The organism is Streptomyces ipomoeae 91-03, from assembly GCF_000317595.1.
Taxonomy (GTDB): Bacteria; Actinomycetota; Actinomycetes; order Streptomycetales; family Streptomycetaceae; genus Streptomyces; species Streptomyces ipomoeae.
Genome location: NZ_AEJC01000078.1, coordinates 1 through 17,568, shown reverse-complemented (window position 1 = coordinate 17,568; position 17,568 = coordinate 1). Strand labels below are relative to the sequence as shown.

The following is a 17,568-nucleotide window of genomic DNA, read 5'->3' as shown; positions in this document are numbered from 1 at the left end:
TCGGCTCGACAGCACCCCGTGCGTCCCGCTGATCGTCGGACCGGGGGACCGACGCCGACGGGCCATGGGTACGCTCATGCCACCAGCACGAGGACGAGCACGCCGCCCAGGGGCGCGGACGAAGGGCGACGACGTGACGAGGACAGCCGGAGCGACCAGGGTTCTCCTGGCGCGCCTGCTGATGCTCGGCCTGCTCCTCATCGGCCTCGGCGTCGTTCACACGCTCGCCCACGCCGACGCCCATGACGGCGTCACCGGACACATGACCGCCCACCATCTCGATCTGGCCACGGCGTACCAGGAATCCTTCAGCGGGCATCACGCGCACGAGACGGACACGTCCGGCGAAGCCTCGCACCGCACGACCGCCCTTGCCACCGCGGACGCGGACTCCCTGCCCGAGGCCGACTGCTGGGCCTCTGTACCCACCGGGCCGTGGCCGGTAACGACGGCTCAGCTCGCGGCCGGGACCACGACCGCCACGCACGCGGCGCCGCCCGCCGACGGGCTGCTCAGCTGCCGCGCGCACACCTCACCCCACGCGCTGGGAGTCCTGCGGATTTAAAGAGGGGACAGCCCGACCGCTCTCTCCCGTCCGTGTTCTCCGGGCCGCCGCCCGCGCCCTCTGCGCCGTACGTCGGTACAGGCGTATCGCGCTGCCGCCGGCCCGTGCCGAAAGGTGTCACTTCCCGTGTCCCAGCACCACCTCTCCGACTCCCGCTCACTGTCGGCACCGCCCTACGCGTCCCGCACCACGTACCCCCTCCCGCCTGGCAACGCCTGAAGGCACGCACCTGTCCGATCGAGATCGCGCTGAGCCCACGCCGCGCCGCGCGGAACGCGAGCCCGCGAACAGAACCGGCGGCCGACGCGGGCGGCGCCGGGCGCCCAAGCGCACCCCACTGCTCGGCGACTATCTGGGTTATGCCGCGACCTTCGTCGGAGCCGGGCTGATCAGCGGCGCCATCGTGCACCACCCGCTCGATCCCACCCGCTACACCCTCATCGCCGTCATAGGCGCCGCTGTCTTCCTCTGCGCCACCGTGCTCAACGAGTTTGTCCTCACCCGCAGCCGCCCCAGCGCCCCGAAGGTCTGCGGTGTCGTGGTGGCCTCCCTCGCGCTGTCGTTCGGCATCGGCATGCTCAGCGGCGGGCTGCAGCACTTCGAGGACTTCCCCGAACGCGCGGCGATGCTCCTCCCCTTCGGCCTCGCACTCTCCTTCGTCGCCTACGTGCTGCGCCACCAGCCCACGAGGTGGCGCGGCATCCTCGGTCCGGCCGGGATCCTGGTGGCGGTTACGGCGGTAGTCGCCTTCCTCGGGCTGAAGGGCATCGCCCAGGAGATGGCCGCACAGCCGGGCGGCGACGGCCGTGGCCACAGCCACGGCGACCAGCCTGCAACAGAAGCGGAGCCGGACACGGGCGGGGCGGACGGACACGACCACGAAACAGGCTCCTCCGGGGGCACATCCCATGAGACGCCGCCGAGTGCACGTCCGAGCCAGGAACCCACGGCGACTACCCCGTCCCAGGAGGCCGAGGACCACGGCGCAACAGGGCACAGCCACTGACGGATGGCGCTCGCGGTCGGGGACGTGCAGGAGCCGACGGCGTCGGTACCTCGCGGCGACGACGTCCGAGAACACCTCTACGACTCGATGTCGAGCACGTCTTCCACCGGGCGACGTGGCGTCCCCGGCCCCTGCTTGCCGTATCCCAGGCGCAGCACCATCTGCACGAACCCCACCGTCGACTGCGGGTCGCGGACGGCCCAGCGGAGTTCCGGCCATTCGAGGGCGTGGGACGTGAGCGAGGTCGCCAGCCCGTCCAGGGTCGCTTCGAGCAGGACGCGCTCCATCGCCTGCCCCGCCTTGAGCCAGTCCTCGGGTCGGTCGCCGGTCGTGCCCAGCAAGGCAAGATGGGGCTTGCTCTCGAAGGTGGCCACCTCGCGGCCGGGCACGGCGCGTCGGCCTGCGAAGTCGCGTACCGGGGCCTTTCCGTCCCGCTTGCGCGGGCCGAAGGCGTAGTCGGGGATGCCGTCGGCCGACGTGGCGGCGCTGTCGGGGCCGATATGGGTCCAGCGGACGAGGTCCTCAAGCTGGCTGGGGTCCAGCGAGTCGCGCCCTTCGGCATCGCTGACCAGGTCCAGCACCGATTCCGTGTGCCATTCGGACGGAAAGAGCAGCCGCGCTCCTTCCCGCAGGGCAGCACCACAGAGGGCGTCCTGTACGGCCTGGGGTATGTCCTCGTCCGAGAACGGAAAGCGGCTGGTGTGCCGGCGGCGGATGGCGGGGTACAGCACGGCGAGGTCGGTCTCCGGGCGTACGGGACCGGCCAGCTCCACCGTCGCGAGCAGTTCCGGGTCCGCCGGGTCGGGCAGCAGCCGGGTGGCCGGCTCCCAGCCCGCGTGAGCGGCGCTGACGCGCAGGTTGAACAGGGCCGCGCCGCATCCGATGTGAAGGGCGCGGTGGGTGGGGTCAGCATGGGGCATGGCCCGCTCGGGATCCGAGCGGACGTGGAAGGTGCGGGCGCCGCGCAGGTAGCGGAACTTCCACGGCTGAGCGTTGTGCATGGACGGTGCGGCTGCGGCGTCGCTGACGAGAGCAGTCACGGCTTTAACGTCGAGCGGTTGTGCTGACACCGGGGGCCTCCCTCCGGGAGTCGGCTGGCCTGGCGCAACGGTGGGCCCGCCTCTTCTCACGGTAGTCGCGGCGCGTCCGCGCAGCTGTGCTGAACCACGGCGATAACGTCATCACCGATCCCTTACCAGATCAAATTGGCATTTTTCTGCCGGCGTCAAACGGAGAGGCACACCGACGGCAGCGTCGGCTCCGAGGGCGAACAGGAGATGGGCTGTGAACTTCACTGAGCGCGAGTGGTGGACCCTCATCCACGGCATGGTCCTCGGCGCCGCCTTCCTGCTCGCCTTCGCCGGTGGTCTAGCCGAGCTGTACAGCCTCAAGCCCGCCCTGATGACGCGCGTGGGAGTGGTGGAGCGGATGCGGCGGGTCCGGATCGGTGTCACCGCCATGGCGGTGGCGGCATGGGCGACCGTGATCACCGGCACCTGGGTCGTCTATCCCTGGTACCGGGAGATGACCCCGGACAGCCCCAGGTCACAGCTGCTCGCCGACCCGGACACGGCGGACTGGCACGAGTTCGGCATGGAGTGGAAAGAGCACATCGCCTGGCTCAGTCCGATCCTGGCGACCGCCGTCGTCTTCATCGTCTGGTACTACGGCCCCGGCCTGATCCGGCACAACCGCGTCCGCCGCACCACCATCACCCTGTTCGTTCTCGCCTTCGTCTTCGCGGCGGTGGCCGGGGCATTCGGCGCTTTCATCACCAAGGTGGAACCCGTCAAGTGACCAGGCTCTGAAAGGAGGCTGCGGCATGGAGGCCAAGAACGCGGCAACGCCGTCCGGAGGCGGACGGGAAGAGGACTTTCCCCTCAGCGAGAAGGTGGAGGGGCCGATCTCGGCGGCGATCATCGCCGCGGGTGTCGGAGCCACCGCGCTGGGACTTCTCACCACGCTCGCCGAGGCCAGTACGACGGTGCGGGACGGCCTGGAGTGGAGCGACTCGGTCGGTCCGCTGTCCGGCAAGACCATCCTGGCCGTGGTCGTGTGGCTGCTGGCCTGGGCCGTCCTGCATGTCGTGCTGCGCAACAAGCCGTTCGAAACCGTGCGTGCCCTCCTCATCAGCCTCGTGCTTATCGCCCTCGGGGTTCTCGGAACGTTCCCTCCGTTCTTCCAGCTCTTCGCATAGGCCCTGTGCTCGTTCCTCAGCGGCCTCGGTTTGGAACAGACCTCGATGCCGCATGCCGAGAGGCGTTCATTGCCCTCCCGTGGTGGACATCGGCAGGCGTTGGCTGAACGTCTTGCCGCCATCGCGGGATTCGTACACGCCGTCCTGTGTCGCGGCCAGGACGCGCTTGGCGTCGATGGCGGTCAGGGCCTGGGGCCGCCCGCCCGGAACGGTGCCCGTCTTCTGCCAGGTGGCGCCGTTGTCGGCGCTGCGGTGCAGGCCGCCGGCGAGGTCGACGCCGTACAGGGTGTCGGCCGCGGGCCAGGACAGGAAGGCCAGGACCTGCCCGGAACCGGCGTCGAACGTCCGGCCGCCACTGGTGCTCGTGGCGACGCCGTCCTCCGTGGTGGCCAGCACGACGTCCGGGTCCTTCGGGCTGACGGCGAGGTCCAGGGCGGCGAGTGGGGCGCGGGTGTCCCAGGTGGTGAGGTTGGTGCTGACGAGCAGCAGGCCGCGGGTGCTGTCGTAACCGTAGACGGTGTCGTGCGCGTACTCCAGGGAGTGGAAGTCGGTGGTGCCGCCCAGGGACAGGGTCTTCCAGGTTTTGCCGGAGTCGGTGGACTGGATCAGGCCGCGGTTGCTGTGGCCGCGGCTGCCTTCGGCCGGATGGCCGCTGCCGAGGAAGGTCTTCGGGCCGACGATGGTGAAGCCCATGTAGTCGGCCGTGTCACCGACCCGCTCGGCGACGCCGTTGTCGGCCACAGCGATGATGCCTTCGTGGGTGGCGACGTACAGGCGTCCGTCGGCCGGGTCGATGCCCAGGCCGTGGACGTGGCTGACGGCAAGGCTGCCGGAGCCGTTGGCGGACTCCGTGTCGGACGAGGTGTCGGAGCTGGCGGAGCATGCGGCCAGTACGGCCGCGAGGACGGCCGCGGTGATGGCGGTGGCCGCGCGGGAACGCATCTTCATGCTGAGGATCTCTCGGTGAGGCGCGAGAAGGAGTGGCGAGCAGGGCGTCAGGGATCGGCGCGGGACGTGCGCGCACGGGGGCCGGGCTGCACGGACGCAGGCCCGAGCCCCCGATGCGGGTCTCGTCAGTTCTTGCCGAGGAGCTTGTTCATCTCCTCGATCTCGGCGTTCTGCGCGGTGATGATGTCGTCGGCCATCTTCTTGGCCGGCCCGTACCGGCCCTTCTCCTTCTCCGTGGTGGCCATTTCCACGGCGCCCTCGTGGTGCTCGACCATCATGGTCAGGAACATCGTGTCGAAGTCCTTTCCGGACGCCTTCATCAGCTTGTCCATGTCCTCGGTGTCCATCATCCCGGGCATGTCGGAGCTGCCGGAGTGACCGCCGTGGTCCATGCCCGGCATGGAGGAGGGCACGTCCTCGCCCCACGCCTTGAGCCAGCCGGACATCGTCTTGATCTCCGGGTCCTGGGCCTTCTCGATGCGTGAGGCCAGGTCCTTGACCTCGGCGGAGGACGCCTGAGTGACGGCCATCTTCGACATCTGGATGGCCTGCTGGTGGTGCGGGATCATGCCCTGGGCGAAGGAGACGTCCTGGTCGTTGTGGGCGGCGGTGGTGGCCTCGGCGCTCGCCGTGGGCGACTCCTTCACCGTCGAGCCGGAGTTGTCGCCGTTGTCGCTGCCACAGGCGGCGAGGACGAGGGCGGCGGTGACGGCCGTCGCGGTCAGCGCGGTACGACGGACGAGGGAACGGGTACTGGTCATGCGGGAACTCCTGCGGTGTGCGGGGGAGAGCGCGCCGAAGCGCGCGGGACATGGCTGAGTTGCCGTAAGTCCGCAGCCCGCAGTGCACGCGGCAGCGGTGGAGTACGGCTCGGCCTTGTCCTAGATCCGCAGGAGTTGCAGCTCGGCAAGCGAAGGAGGCGCGCGCCCGCCGTCCGGCTTGGCAGCCGGGGACTGGTGGCTGCCGACCGAAGCCCCTGCCTCCCGACCGACGGGGTCGGGCGCAAGCACAGGGAGAGTGGGGCCCGCGCCGACGGCACCAGAAGCGCATGTCGGGTCGGCATGCTGTGCGTGCCCACTGCCGTCACCGTTGCTATGGCAGACGGACTCGGCGCTCAAGGCCGCCATGTCCAGATGGGCGGCAGAAGAGGAGTGATGTGAGGAGTGATGGCCTGTAAGGGCGGCCCCGCCCGGTGCGAGGCCATGCATGCCGAGCACCCCGGCGAGCACCCCGAGCACCAGCAGCGTCGGCCACCACCTCATGGGCGATGACGCTCGGTGAAGCTGTGCACGGGCTGTCACAGCGTTCATGTTACGGAAGCCCATCGTCCTTCGCAGACAGGCGGCGCTTTGCCGCCGCATCATCGGTAACCAGCGTTTACCTCGAGTGCCGGATTTTCACCAATCACTTCCGCCGCTGCCCACGCCCTTGAACGGGATGATGAGAACGGGCGCAACGCGGCACGAGCTGCCTGCCGGGGTGACCGTCGCGGGCAACGTGGCTGCCCGGCTTCTGCCGCCTCGCCCGCGGCCGTGCCAAGGACACCGGAATCGCTGCGGTCCCCCGCAGCGCTGACGCGGCCACCGTGAGACGGCTCCCTGACCTACCTCCCCCACGTCCTCGTCAACGACGCGGACACCTCCGAGGAGCGGCGGTCGGAGTTCATCGCCCACGCCTACGGCCCGAACGGCACCCTCCTCGCCGAACAGCTCGCCGCCGCCGTCCGCTCCTGAGACCTGCACGTACGAGGCCACGGCAACCCACAGCTCGCCGTGTACCCCGCCGGCACCGATCTAGGGGAGCTGTCCGGCGGGCTGGTCCTGGACAAGCGGCACAGCGGCGCTCACGCCGCGATTGCGCTGGCCGTCAATGAGCAGGCGTTCGCCTCCGTGTACGGCGGTCTGCGGCGCGGGGGCAAGCTGGTCATGGTGGCCCTGCCCGCCGGCGGCACCATCCAGGTGCCGATCTTCGACACCGTCCTGAACGGCACCTCCGTCATCGGCTCCATCGTCGGCACCCGCCAGGACCTGGACGAGGTCTTCCAGCTGCACGCCGCCGGACGCACCAAGGTGATCTACGAGACCCGGCCCCTGGAGACGGTCAACGAGTCCATCGCAGAAGTCCTGAACGGTCAGATCAAGGCGCGCATCGTCTTCGAGATGTGACTCGGTAGCCGCCTGGCTGCTGCGCCTCGTGCACCACTGGGGGTGCGGCTCGGCCAGTGGCCAGGCCCGCCCGCACCTGCCCCTTGCGAAGACAGGAAGGAACAGCACGTCATGGTCCGTTACGTGTACGCGTTCACCGAGGGCGGCCGTGACATGGCCGGCCTGCTCGGCGGCAAGGGCGCCAACCTGGCCGAGATGACCCGGATGGGTCTGCCGGTGCCGCCGGGGTTCACGATCACCACCGAAGCATGCCGGGCTTTCCTCGCCACCGGGCACGAGCCGGACGGACTGGCTCGCGAGGTCTCCGACCGGCTGACCGACCTGGAGCGGGCGGCCGGGCGGCGGCTGGGGCAGCCGGACGACCCGCTGCTGCTGTCCGTCCGCTCCGGGGCCCGCTTCTCCATGCCCGGCATGATGGACACGATCCTCGACATCGGCCTCAACGACGAGACCGTCCTCGGCCTGGCGAAGTCCTCCGGAAACGAACGCTTCGCCTGGGACTCCTACCGCCGCCTCGTGCAGATGTTCGGCAGCACCGTCATGGGCGTCGCCGGCGAGCGGTTCGAGGACGCCATGACCGCGCTGAAGGAGTCGCGGGGCGCCGCCGACGACCTGGGCCTGGACGCGGCCGACCTGGCCGCTCTCGTCGAGGTCTACAAGGACCTGATCCGTCAGGAGACCGGCGAGCACTTCCCGCAGAACCCGGCCGAGCAGCTGCGCCGGGCAATCCTGGCCGTCTTCGAGTCCTGGAACGGCGAGCGCGCCCGCATCTACCGCCGCCGCGAAAACATCCCCGACGCCCTGGGCACCGCCGTCAACGTTCAGATGATGGTCTTCGGCAACCTCGGCACCGACTCCGGCAGCGGCGTCGCCTTCACCCGCGACCCGGCCACCGGCCACCGCGGTCTGTACGGCGACTATCTGCCCAACGCGCAGGGCGAGGACGTCGTCGCCGGCATCCGCAACACGGTCGGGCTGGATCAGCTCAAGCGCCTCAACCCCGAGGCGTACGTCCAACTGCGGGACCACATGGGGCTGTTGGAGGCCCATTACCGCGACCTGTGCGACATCGAGTTCACGATCGAGCGCGGTCGGCTGTGGATGCTGCAGACGCGGGTGGGCAAGCGCACCGCGGAGGCCGCGTTCGCCATCGCCGCCGAGCTGGTGGACGAGGAACTCATCACCCCGGACGAGGCTCTGGCCCGGGTTGGCGGGGACGGCCTGGCCCGGCTGATGTTCCCGCGCTTCGACACCGACGCGGTCGGCTCGGCGCTCGCGCACGGCATCCCTGCCTCGCCGAGTGCCGCCGTCGGGGCCGCGGTGTTCGACTCGGCCGAGGCGGTGCGTCGCGCCGCGGCGGGCGAGAAGGTGGTCCTCGTACGGCAGGAGACCACTCCCGACGACCTGCCCGGCATGGTCGCCGCCCAGGCCGTGCTGACCAGCCGTGGCGGAAAGACCAGCCACGCGGCCGTGGTCGCCCGCGGCATGGGCAAGGTGTGCGTCTGCGGCGCCGAGGAACTCGCCGTGGACACGCAGGCGCGGAAGTTCACGGCCAACGGCACCACCGTGGAAGAAGGCACCGTCCTCTCCGTCGACGGCTCCGAAGGCGCCGTGTACCTCGGCGCCGCGCCGCTGGTCGACTCCTCGGTGATGCGCTACTTCGAGACCGGCGAACGGTCTATGGGCCTGGTCGACGCCGTAGCCCGGACCATGGAGCAGGCGGACGGGGTGCGGAAGTTGGGCGTGCGGGCCAACGCGGACACTCCCGAGGACGCCGCCCGGGCACGCCGGTTCGGCGCCGAGGGCATCGGTCTGTGCCGCACGGAGCACATGTTCCTCGGCGACCGTCGGCAGCTGGTCGAGGCGATGATCCTGGCCCGTACCGACGGCGAGCGCGAACGGGCGCTGGCCGCGCTGCTGCCGCTGCAACGGCAGGACTTCGTCGGCATCCTGGAAGCGATGGACGGGCTGCCGGTCACCATCCGGCTCCTCGACCCGCCTCTGCACGAGTTCCTCCCGGACCGCACCGAACTCGCGGTGCGTCTCGCGGCTGCCGAGGCCCACGGCAGCTCGCCCAGCGCGCACGACGCCGAACTGCTGGACGCCGTCAACCGCATGCACGAGGAGAACCCGATGCTCGGCCTGCGCGGGGTGCGCCTGGGGCTGGTGGCGCCGGGCCTGGTGGCCATGCAGGTGCGGGCGATCGCCGAGGCGGTCGTGGAGCGCGAGCGGGCCGGCGGCGACCCGCGAGCCGAGATCATGGTCCCGCTGATCGACACGGTCGAGGAACTGCGGCTCGTCCGTGAGGAAGTCGAGCAGGTCCTGGCCGAGGTCTCCAAGGCGTCGGGCGTCCCGGTCGAGTGCCCCGTCGGCACCATGATCGAGCTGCCCCGGGCAGCCCTCACCGCGGGCCGCATCGCTGAAGAGGCGGAGTTCTTCTCCTTCGGCACCAACGACCTGGCCCAGACCACGTGGGGCTTCTCCCGCGACGACGTGGAGGCGGCGTTCTTCTCCGCCTACCTCGACAAGGGCATCTTCAAAGTGTCCCCGTTCGAGACGATCGACCGCGACGGCGTGGGGCGCCTGGTCGAGATCGCGGTAGCCGAGGGCCGAGCCGCACGGCCCGACCTGAAGATCGGTGTCTGCGGCGAGCACGGCGGAGACCCGGCGTCGGTGCACTTCTTCCACGCCGCCGGGCTCGACTACGTCTCCTGCTCACCGTTCCGCATCCCGATCGCACGCCTGGAGGCCGGACGTGCCGCCCTGCCCGAGACGGAGGACAGCGACAGCAGGTGACGGGTGGCCCGGCTTCCTCAGGAGGAGCCGGCCACTTCTCGACTGCCGCGGTGAGAGCGAACAGCGCTCGCCGCGGCCGAGCGCTGCACACGTCGGTACGCATGGCGATCCGGGGCACTCGGTCCACCGGCCTCGAGACACTCGGCCGCCGCTTCATCGGCATCGCCACCCGACGGGACCTGCTGTGAGTCTTCCTGCGGACGGACGAGGAGATCCGCCAGTGCAGAAACTCGAGACCGGCCGGCCATCCGAGTGCCCGCAGCCGTGCGGTGATCCTCGTGGCGGCTCACCGGCCGTGGGCCACCCGGCCCCGGCAATCAGGGCCGGTCAGACGCCCACCCGGGACCCGGGGGACCTGCACAGCGAAGCGGTGCCGGCGAGAGGCTGCTGGTGGAGCCACGCCCATCCGCTCGGCGCCGCTCCTGTACGGGCCGCAGACCGTGCGGCTTCACCTCTCGACCACGGAGGCACCCACATGACCCGCCACGACGACCGAACCGCGAACGCTGCCCCTGCCGAGGCGCCGTCGGACATCGCCGTCGCCGTCGACCGGCTGGTCACGAACGGGCTCAAGGCACTGGCCGATTACGAGGAACTCGACCAGGAGCAGGTCGACCACCTCGTCAACAAGGCGTCGGTCGCCGCCCTGGACCAGCACACCGCGCTCGCACGGCTCGCGGTGGAGGAGACCGGGCGCGGCGTCTTCGAGGACAAGGCCGCCAAGAACATGTTCGCGTGCGAGCACGTCACGCACAGCATGGGCCATATGAAGACCGTCGGCGTGATCGCCCGTGACGACATCGAGGACATCGTCGAGATCGCGGAACCGGTCGGCGTGGTGTGCGCGATCACGCCCGTGACCAACCCGACGTCCACGACGATCTTCAAGGCGCTGATGGCGCTGAAGACCCGCAACCCGGTCGTGTTCGCCTTCCACCCCTCCGCCCAGCGGTGCAGCGCCCAGGCGGCCCGGATCGTGCGCGACGCCGCAGTCGCCGCGGGCGCGCCCGCGCACTGCATCCAGTGGATCGAGACCCCGTCCGTCGAGGCGACCAGGACACTCATGCACCACCCTGGTGTCTCCCTCATCCTCGCCACCGGCGGCAACGCCATGGTCAAGGCTGCCTACTCGGCCGGAAAGCCCGCCCTCGGCGTGGGCGCCGGCAACGTCCCCGCCTACGTGCACAAGAGCGCGAAGCTGCGCCGCGCCGTCAACGACCTGGGGCTCTCCAAGTCCTTCGACAACGGCATGATCTGCGCCTCCGAACAGGCCGTCATCCTCGACGAGGAGATCTACGACGCCGCCCTGGCCGAATTCCGCACCCTGCACGCCCACCTGGCCACCGCCGAGGAGAAGGCGAAGCTGGAGCACTTCCTCTTCCCCGCCGCCGCCTCGAACAGCGGCTGCGAGCCCAAGGTGAACGCGGCGGCGGTCGGCCAGAGCCCTCAGTGGATCGCCGAACAGGCCGGATTCACCGTTCCCGCGGACACCTCGCTGATCTTGGTCGAGGCGGAACGGGTCGGCCCGGACGAGCCGCTGACCCGCGAGAAGCTCTGCCCGGTGCTCGCCGTGCTGCGCGCCGGCTCCGACCGGCAGGGCTTCGACCTCGCCGCCGACATGGTCGCCTTCCACGGACAGGGCCACAGCTCCGTCATCCACACCGAGGACCGCGAACTCGCCGAAGCGTACGGCCGGCGCATGAAGACCGTCCGGGTCATCGTCAACTCGCCCTCCTCACAGGGCGCCATCGGCGGCATCTACAACAACCTGCTGCCCTCCCTGACCCTGGGATGCGGCTCCTGGGGCAGCACCTCGGTGTCCAACAACGTCTCCGCTCCCCAGCTCCTGAACGTCAAGCGGGTCTCCACCCGCCGCAACAACCTCCAGTGGTTCAAGGTCCCGCCGAAGATCTACTTCGAGCCGCAGGCCATCCGCTACCTCGCCGACATGCCGGACGTCCACCGCGTCACGATCGTCACCGACGCGACCATGACCCGCCTCGGCTTCGTCGACCGCATCACCCGCGTACTGCAGCTTCGCCGCGAGCCGGTGACCGTCCAGATCATCGACAACGTCGAGCCCGAGCCGAGCATCGACTCCGTGCGCCGCGGCGCCCGCCTCATGGGCGACTTCCGCCCGGACACGATCATCGCGCTCGGCGGCGGCTTGCCCATGGACGCGGCCAAGGTGATGTGGCTGCTGTACGAGCAGCAGGCCGACGGCAAGGACGTCGACTTCGCCGACATGCGGCACAAGTTCTCCGACATCCGCAAGCGCGCCTTCCGCTTCCCCGTCCTCGGCAAGCTCGCCCGCCTGGTATGCGTACCCACCACCTCCGGCACCGGCGCCGAGGTCACCCCCTTCGCCGTCATCTCCGACCCCGCGACGGGCAAGAAGTACCCGCTGGCCGACTACGTGCTCACCCCCAGCGTGGCCATCGTCGACCCGCTGCTCACCGCCGAGCTGCCCCCGGCGCTGGCGGCCGACAGCGGCTTCGACGCCCTCACCCACGCCATCGAGGCGTACGTGTCCGTCTACGCCAACGACTTCACCGACGGCCTGGCCCTGCACGCGATCCGCCTGATCTTCGACAACATCGAAGCGGCGGTGGACGACCGCGCGGCCCGCCCGGACGCACAGGAGAAGATGCACAACGCTGGCACCATCGCCGGCATGGCCTTCGGCAACGCCTTCCTCGGCATCGTTCACGCCATGTCCCACACCCTCGGCGCCACCTTCCACATCGCCCACGGCCGCACCAACGCCGTCCTGCTCCCCCACGTCATCCGCTACAACGGCACGGTTCCGACCAAGCTCACGGGCTGGCCCAAGTACGAGCACTACCGCGCCCCCGAACGCTTCCAGGACATCGCCCGCGCCCTCGGCCTGCCCGCCACCACCGCGACCGAGGGCGTGGAGTCCCTCGCCGCCGCCGTGGAGCGCCTGCGCGAGGCCGTGGGCATCGAGCCGTCCTTCCAGGCCCTCGGTGCCGACGAGCGCAGCTTCCTCGACGCGCTGCCCCAGCAGGCCCTGAACGCCTACGAGGACCAGTGCGCGCCCACCAACCCGCGGATGCCGATGCTCGACGACATGGAGGAGATCATGCGAGCGGCCTACTACGGCCCGGCCAACGCGCGTGGCGAATAGGCTCCTGTCCGGCATGCCCGAGGAACTGGGCGCGCCGCTCACGTATGCGGTTGATGATTTCCAACCGTTGTACGCGGGGCGGTGGCGGGGTTTGTCGGGGGCGCCGAGGACGGGGGCGAGGACCTCGGAGTTCGGCTCTTCGGTCTGCACATCGGCAGGACCGGGAACCTGTACGGCCGGGCGCCATGACCGCCTGGCGTCGACTGTCGGGGAGACCTGCGCGCTCGTGCTGCAAGCGAGCTGATCGGCGCGGATGGCCGGTCGATCGGCGCGGATGGGCGTGCCGGGCCCCGCGTCTGCCGCATGATCCGTCAGTTTGGGATCTGAGCTCCGAGGAGGGCTCCTCCGATTCAGCCGACAGGGCCATGGGAGACGTACATGAAGTGGTTGGTCTCGTTGCTCGGTGCCGGGCTCGTGATGATCACGCTGCGGGACCTGTTCCACACTCTCTGGCACCCCACCCGCCACGGCGGCCTGAGTCGCCTCGTCATGACAGCGTTGTGGCGGCTGGCCCGGCGCTTCCGCGCCCGCAGGCGGGTGGTCGGGCTCGTCGGGCCGCTCGCCATGGTTACGGTCGTGGGCATGTGGGCCGGCACCGTCGTCCTCGGCTGGGCCGTCATCTACTGGCCCCACATGCCCGGGGCGTTCGCCTTCTCCCCCGGTTCCAAAGCGGCGCAGGAGCCAGCGTTGCTCGACTCCGTGTACCTCTCGCTCGTCACGGTGGCCACCCTGGGCCTGGGAGACATCGCACCCGGCGAGGGCTGGCTCCGCCTGGCCTCACCGCTTGAAGCCCTTGTCGGCTTCGCCCTGCTGACGGCCACGGTCTCCTGGGTGCTGGAGATCTACCCAGCGCTGACCCGCAGAAGGGTCCTCGCCATCCGGCTGGCGCTGCTGCGCGACTGCGACCCGACGACGCAGCAGATCGACTGCACCGCAGGGGCGCTGCTGCTGGACAGCCTGGCCACGGAGGTCGTACGCGTCCGCATCGACTTCACCCAGTACGCCGAGGCGTACTACTTCCATGACGGAGAGGACCACTCGTCACTGGCGGCCATGGTCGGCTACGCCGCCGCCCTTGCCCAGCGCGGACAGGCGGCGCGGCGGCCGGAGGTGCGACTGGCCGGCGACGTGCTCGCCGGGGCGCTGAAAGACCTCGCCACCATCCTCGACCAGCGCTTCCTCCATACGGGCGGAACGCCGGCGCTGGTCTTCGCCGCGTACGCCGCCGACCACGGCCGCAGCCACGCGCACCACTGAGCAAGGTGCAGTCAGTTCACAGCGCCCGCAGGCCGTGCTCCCGGAACTGCTCGCGGACCCGCTCGGTCAGCTCCGGATCCGGTGCGGGTGTGTCGCGCAGCGGGAAGGGGATGCCCAGCGCCTCGTACTTGTGGGCGCCGAGCTTGTGGAACGGCAGGACGTCCACCCGGTCGACGTTGCCCAGCCCGGCGAGGAACGCGCCGAGCCCGTCAACGGCCGCCGGGTCGTCGGTCCAACCGGGGACGAGGACGTAGCGGATCCACACCGGGACGCCGAGCCGGTCCAGGCGGGTGGCAAAGTTGAGGGTCGGCGCGAGGTCGCCGCCGGTCAGCCTGCGGTAGGTGCGGACGTCGAAGGACTTGATGTCGAGCAGGACCAGGTCGGTGTCGGCGAGCAGCGTGTCGGTCGCGCGGGCGCCGAGGAAGCCGGAGGTGTCCAGGGCGGTGTGCAGACCGAGTTCCTTGCAGCGGCGGAAGATCTCGGCCGTGAACGCGGGCTGCAGCAGGGCCTCACCGCCGGTGAGGGTCACTCCCCCGCCGGCGGTCGTGATGAAGGGCCGGTACTTCTCGATCTCGGCCATCACCTCGTCGACGGTGGCCTGTTTCCCGTCGCGCATGTGCCAGGTGTCCGGGTTGGCGCAGTACAGGCAGCGCAGCGGGCAGCCGCTGAGGAACAGCACGAACCGGGTCCCGGGACCGTCCACTCCCGTGGACAGGTCCCAGGAGTGGATTCGGCCCGTCACCGGCTCGACCGAGGTACTCACAGCGCTCCGTGGAAGGTACGGCTGATCACGTCGAGCTGCTGCTCGCGGGTCAGGCGGACGAAGTTGACCGCGTACCCGGAGACCCGGACCGTCAGTTCCGGGTACCGCTCCGGGTGGTTCATGGCGTCCTCGAGCGTCGCGCGGTCCAGGACGTTCACGTTCATATGGAATCCACCGGAGGCCGTGTACGCGTCCAGGATGCCAACCAGATGGCCCGCGCGCTCGGACAGGTCGTGCCCCAGTCCCTCGGGAGTGATCGTCGTGGTCAGCGAGATGCCGTCCCGAGCCTGCTCGTAGGGGAGCTTGGCCACCGAGAGGGCCGAGGCAGCCACGCCGTGCCGGTCGCGGCCGTTCATCGGGTTGGCCCCGGGCGCGAACGGGGCGCCCGCGCGCCGGCCGTCGGGGGTGTTGCCGGTGTGCTTTCCGTAGACGACGTTGGAGGTGATGGTCAGCACCGACTGGGTGTGTTCGGCGTCCCGGTAGGTGGGGTGCTTGCGCACCTTGGCCATGAACGACTCCACCAGGTCGACGGCGATTGCGTCGGCGCGGTCGTCGTTGTTGCCGTACGCCGGGAAATCCCCCTCGGTCCGGAAGTCGACCGCGAGTCCGGTGGCGTCCCGGAAGACCTTCACGCGCGCGTACTTGACGGCGGACAGGCTGTCCACGGCGACCGACAGGCCGGCGATGCCGCACGCCATGAAGCGGTGCACCGGGTGGTCGTGCAGAGCCATCTCGATGCGCTCGTAGGCGTACTTGTCGTGCATGTAGTGGATGACGTTGAGCGTGTTGACGTACGTGGCCGCGAGCCAGTCGAGCATGTGGTCGTACGCCGCCCGCAGCTGCTCGTAGTCCAGGTACTCGCGGGTCAGCGCGGGCGCCTCGGGCGCGATCTGCTCGCCGGTCATCTCGTCCCGGCCGCCGTTGACCGCGTACAGCAGCGCCTTGGCCAGGTTCACCCGTGCGCCGAAGAACTGCATCTGCTTGCCCACCGCCATCGCGGACACGCAGCAGGCGATCGCCGTGTCGTCGCCGGTACGCGGACGCATCAGGTCGTCCGACTCGTACTGGATGGCGCTGGTGTCGATGGAGACCTGGGCGCAGAACCGCTTGAAGCCCTCGGGCAGCCGCGGCGACCACAGGACGGTCAGGTTGGGCTCGGGGGCGGGGCCGAGGTTGTAGAGGGTCTGCAGGAAGCGGAACGAGGTGCGGGTGACCAGCGGGCGACCGTCGGTGCCGATGCCGCCGATGGACTCCGTCACCCAGGTCGGGTCGCCGGAGAACAGGGCGTCGTACTCGGGAGTGCGCAGGAACCGTACGATCCGCAGCTTGATCACGAAGTCATCGATCAGCTCCTGGGCACGGACCTCGTCGATGGTCCCCTCGTCCAGGTCGCGCTGGAGGTAGACGTCGAGGAAGGTGGAGGTGCGGCCCAGTGACATCGCGGCGCCGTTCTGCTCCTTCACCGCGGCCAGGAAGCCGAGGTAGAGCCACTGGACGGCCTCGTGCGCGGTCGTGGCCGGCTGGGTGACGTCGCAGCCGTACGTGGCCGCCATCCGCGCCAGCTCACCCAGTGCCTTGATCTGCTCGGCCAGCTCCTCGCGGTCGCGGATGACGTCCGGGCTGGAGGGCTGTGCGTCCAGCCGGGCCCGCTCGGCGCGCTTGGCCTCGATCAGCCGGGTCGTGCCGTACAGGGCGACCCGACGGTAGTCGCCGATGATCCGGCCACGGCCGTAGGCGTCCGGCAGGCCGGTGATGATGCCGGCCTTGCGGGCGGCGCGCATCTCGGGGGTGTAGGCGTCGAAGACGCCGTCGTTGTGGGTCTTGCGGTAGCTGCCGAAGACCTTGGTGACGAAGGGGTCGGGTTCGTAGCCGTATGCCTTCAGGCCGTTGTCCACCATCCGCAGACCGCCGTTGGGCATGATCGCGCGCTTCAGCGGCGCGTCGGTCTGCAGGCCGACGATCAGCTCACGGTCCGGGTCGATATAGCCGGGCGCGTGCGAGGTGATCGTCGACGGGGTGGCGGCGTCCACATCCAGGATTCCCCTGCGGCGCTCCTCGGGGAACAATGCGCTGACCTTGTCCCAGACCGTGCGGGTGCGCTCGGTCGGGCGGGCCAGGAAAGAGGCGCCGCCTTCGTAGGGCGTGTAGTTGGCCTGGATGAAGTCGCGCACATCGACCTGGTTCCGCCAGTGCGTACCGGCGAAGCCTCGCCATGCCTCGGTTGTCGCCCGGGGTCCAGCTGTCACCGTTACCGTCATCGCCGGTCTCTCCCTCGTCGTGCACGTGAATGTCTGCACTGTCGATGCTCGTCGCCCTCGATGCCTGCGGGGAGGGCCTGTCGGCGTACCCGGAGCACGCCATCCGTCCCTCGCAGCGGGGCCGTTGGGCCCGGTCAGGCCGAGCCGACGGGGACGAGCAACCGGGGCACAGGGACTCGGCGACCGGCTCGTCGTCTTCCACCAGAAGTACGCGCACGGCACGACCTTAGTGCTTGAAAGTTGAGCATTCATCGGTGTGGGGTGCATCGATGTGACTCGGGGCACTTTTCCGCGTCCTCGCCGACTGTTCGGCGGGGAGGTGGGCAGAGACGTTCCCGGAGCGGCCGGAGGTCCGGGCGAGAAGCCGGGTGAAAAACGGCGGACGTCCGGAGAAAACCGAGGTGATCAAGAGGTGAGCGGGACATCTCACCATGCGGTACTTCGGAGGGGAATGTCGGCCGCTCG

At 69.8% G+C, this 17,568-nt stretch carries 13 protein-coding genes and 1 pseudogene; 8 read left to right on the top strand and 6 right to left on the bottom strand.

The window, feature by feature from the left end; all coding sequences use genetic code 11:
- Positions 1–133: 133 nt before the first annotated feature.
- Both STRIP9103_RS04850 and STRIP9103_RS04845 read left to right on the top strand, forming a co-directional pair.
- Positions 134–565: a hypothetical protein gene (locus STRIP9103_RS04850; protein WP_141581763.1), complete on the top strand. Its 432-nt coding sequence runs from the start codon at positions 134–136 to the stop codon at positions 563–565.
- A 403-nt stretch (positions 566–968) separates the two neighbouring features.
- On the top strand, positions 969–1,571 hold the full coding sequence (locus STRIP9103_RS04845) for a hypothetical protein (protein ID WP_009299280.1): 603 nt from the start codon (positions 969–971) through the stop codon (positions 1,569–1,571).
- A 77-nt stretch (positions 1,572–1,648) separates the two neighbouring features.
- On the opposite strand, the gene STRIP9103_RS04840 is transcribed toward STRIP9103_RS04845, so the two are convergent.
- Positions 1,649–2,641, bottom strand: a complete 993-nt coding sequence (locus tag STRIP9103_RS04840; protein WP_009299297.1) for an Acg family FMN-binding oxidoreductase — start codon at positions 2,639–2,641, stop codon at positions 1,649–1,651.
- Positions 2,642–2,855: 214 nt separating this feature from the next.
- Here STRIP9103_RS04840 and STRIP9103_RS04835 point away from each other — a divergent pair, with 214 nt between their 5' ends.
- Together STRIP9103_RS04835 and STRIP9103_RS04830 are read left to right on the top strand one after the other, a co-directional pair.
- The gene (locus STRIP9103_RS04835; RefSeq protein WP_009299306.1) at positions 2,856–3,368 is read left to right on the top strand and encodes a hypothetical protein; all 513 of its coding nucleotides are present in this window, start codon (positions 2,856–2,858) and stop codon (positions 3,366–3,368) included.
- A 25-nt stretch (positions 3,369–3,393) separates the two neighbouring features.
- Positions 3,394–3,768 carry a hypothetical protein gene (locus STRIP9103_RS04830; protein ID WP_009299296.1) on the top strand — a complete coding sequence of 125 codons (375 nt, stop codon included), beginning with the start codon at positions 3,394–3,396 and terminating at the stop codon, positions 3,766–3,768.
- A 66-nt stretch (positions 3,769–3,834) separates the two neighbouring features.
- Here the strand turns inward: STRIP9103_RS04830 and STRIP9103_RS04825 are convergent, their stop codons facing one another.
- The 3 genes from STRIP9103_RS04825 to STRIP9103_RS51230 form a co-directional block, all read right to left on the bottom strand.
- Positions 3,835–4,716 carry a F510_1955 family glycosylhydrolase gene (locus tag STRIP9103_RS04825; protein WP_009299291.1) on the bottom strand — a complete coding sequence of 294 codons (882 nt, stop codon included), beginning with the start codon at positions 4,714–4,716 and terminating at the stop codon, positions 3,835–3,837.
- Positions 4,717–4,841: 125 nt separating this feature from the next.
- Positions 4,842–5,477 carry a DUF305 domain-containing protein gene (locus STRIP9103_RS04820; RefSeq protein WP_009299317.1) on the bottom strand — a complete coding sequence of 212 codons (636 nt, stop codon included), beginning with the start codon at positions 5,475–5,477 and terminating at the stop codon, positions 4,842–4,844.
- A gap of 120 nt (positions 5,478–5,597) precedes the next feature.
- Entirely contained in the window at positions 5,598–5,978 is a 381-nt protein-coding gene (locus tag STRIP9103_RS51230) for a DUF6153 family protein (RefSeq protein ID WP_078613799.1), read from the bottom strand.
- Between the two features lie 564 nt (positions 5,979–6,542).
- Between STRIP9103_RS51230 and STRIP9103_RS04815 the strand changes: the two are divergent.
- The 4 genes and pseudogenes from STRIP9103_RS04815 to STRIP9103_RS04800 form a co-directional block, all read left to right on the top strand.
- Positions 6,543–6,881 (top strand): annotated as a pseudogene (locus tag STRIP9103_RS04815) (zinc-binding dehydrogenase); the annotation flags it as partial.
- A gap of 111 nt (positions 6,882–6,992) precedes the next feature.
- Positions 6,993–9,677, top strand: a complete 2,685-nt coding sequence (gene ppdK / locus STRIP9103_RS04810; protein WP_009299315.1) for a pyruvate, phosphate dikinase — start codon at positions 6,993–6,995, stop codon at positions 9,675–9,677.
- Between the two features lie 475 nt (positions 9,678–10,152).
- A complete protein-coding gene (adhE, locus tag STRIP9103_RS04805) occupies positions 10,153–12,825 on the top strand; it encodes a bifunctional acetaldehyde-CoA/alcohol dehydrogenase (protein WP_009299295.1) in 2,673 nt (890 codons plus the stop codon).
- Between the two features lie 378 nt (positions 12,826–13,203).
- Positions 13,204–14,082, top strand: a complete 879-nt coding sequence (locus tag STRIP9103_RS04800) for a potassium channel family protein (RefSeq protein ID WP_048819704.1) — start codon at positions 13,204–13,206, stop codon at positions 14,080–14,082.
- 16 nt (positions 14,083–14,098) lie between these two features.
- On the opposite strand, the gene pflA is transcribed toward STRIP9103_RS04800, so the two are convergent.
- Positions 14,099–14,845 carry a pyruvate formate-lyase-activating protein gene (pflA, locus tag STRIP9103_RS04795; protein WP_009299274.1) on the bottom strand — a complete coding sequence of 249 codons (747 nt, stop codon included), beginning with the start codon at positions 14,843–14,845 and terminating at the stop codon, positions 14,099–14,101.
- On the bottom strand, positions 14,842–17,103 hold the full coding sequence (pflB, locus tag STRIP9103_RS04790; RefSeq protein ID WP_048819703.1) for a formate C-acetyltransferase: 2,262 nt from the start codon (positions 17,101–17,103) through the stop codon (positions 14,842–14,844). Before pflB ends, pflA begins: the two co-directional genes overlap by 4 nt.
- Between the last annotated feature and the right edge of the window lie 465 nt (positions 17,104–17,568).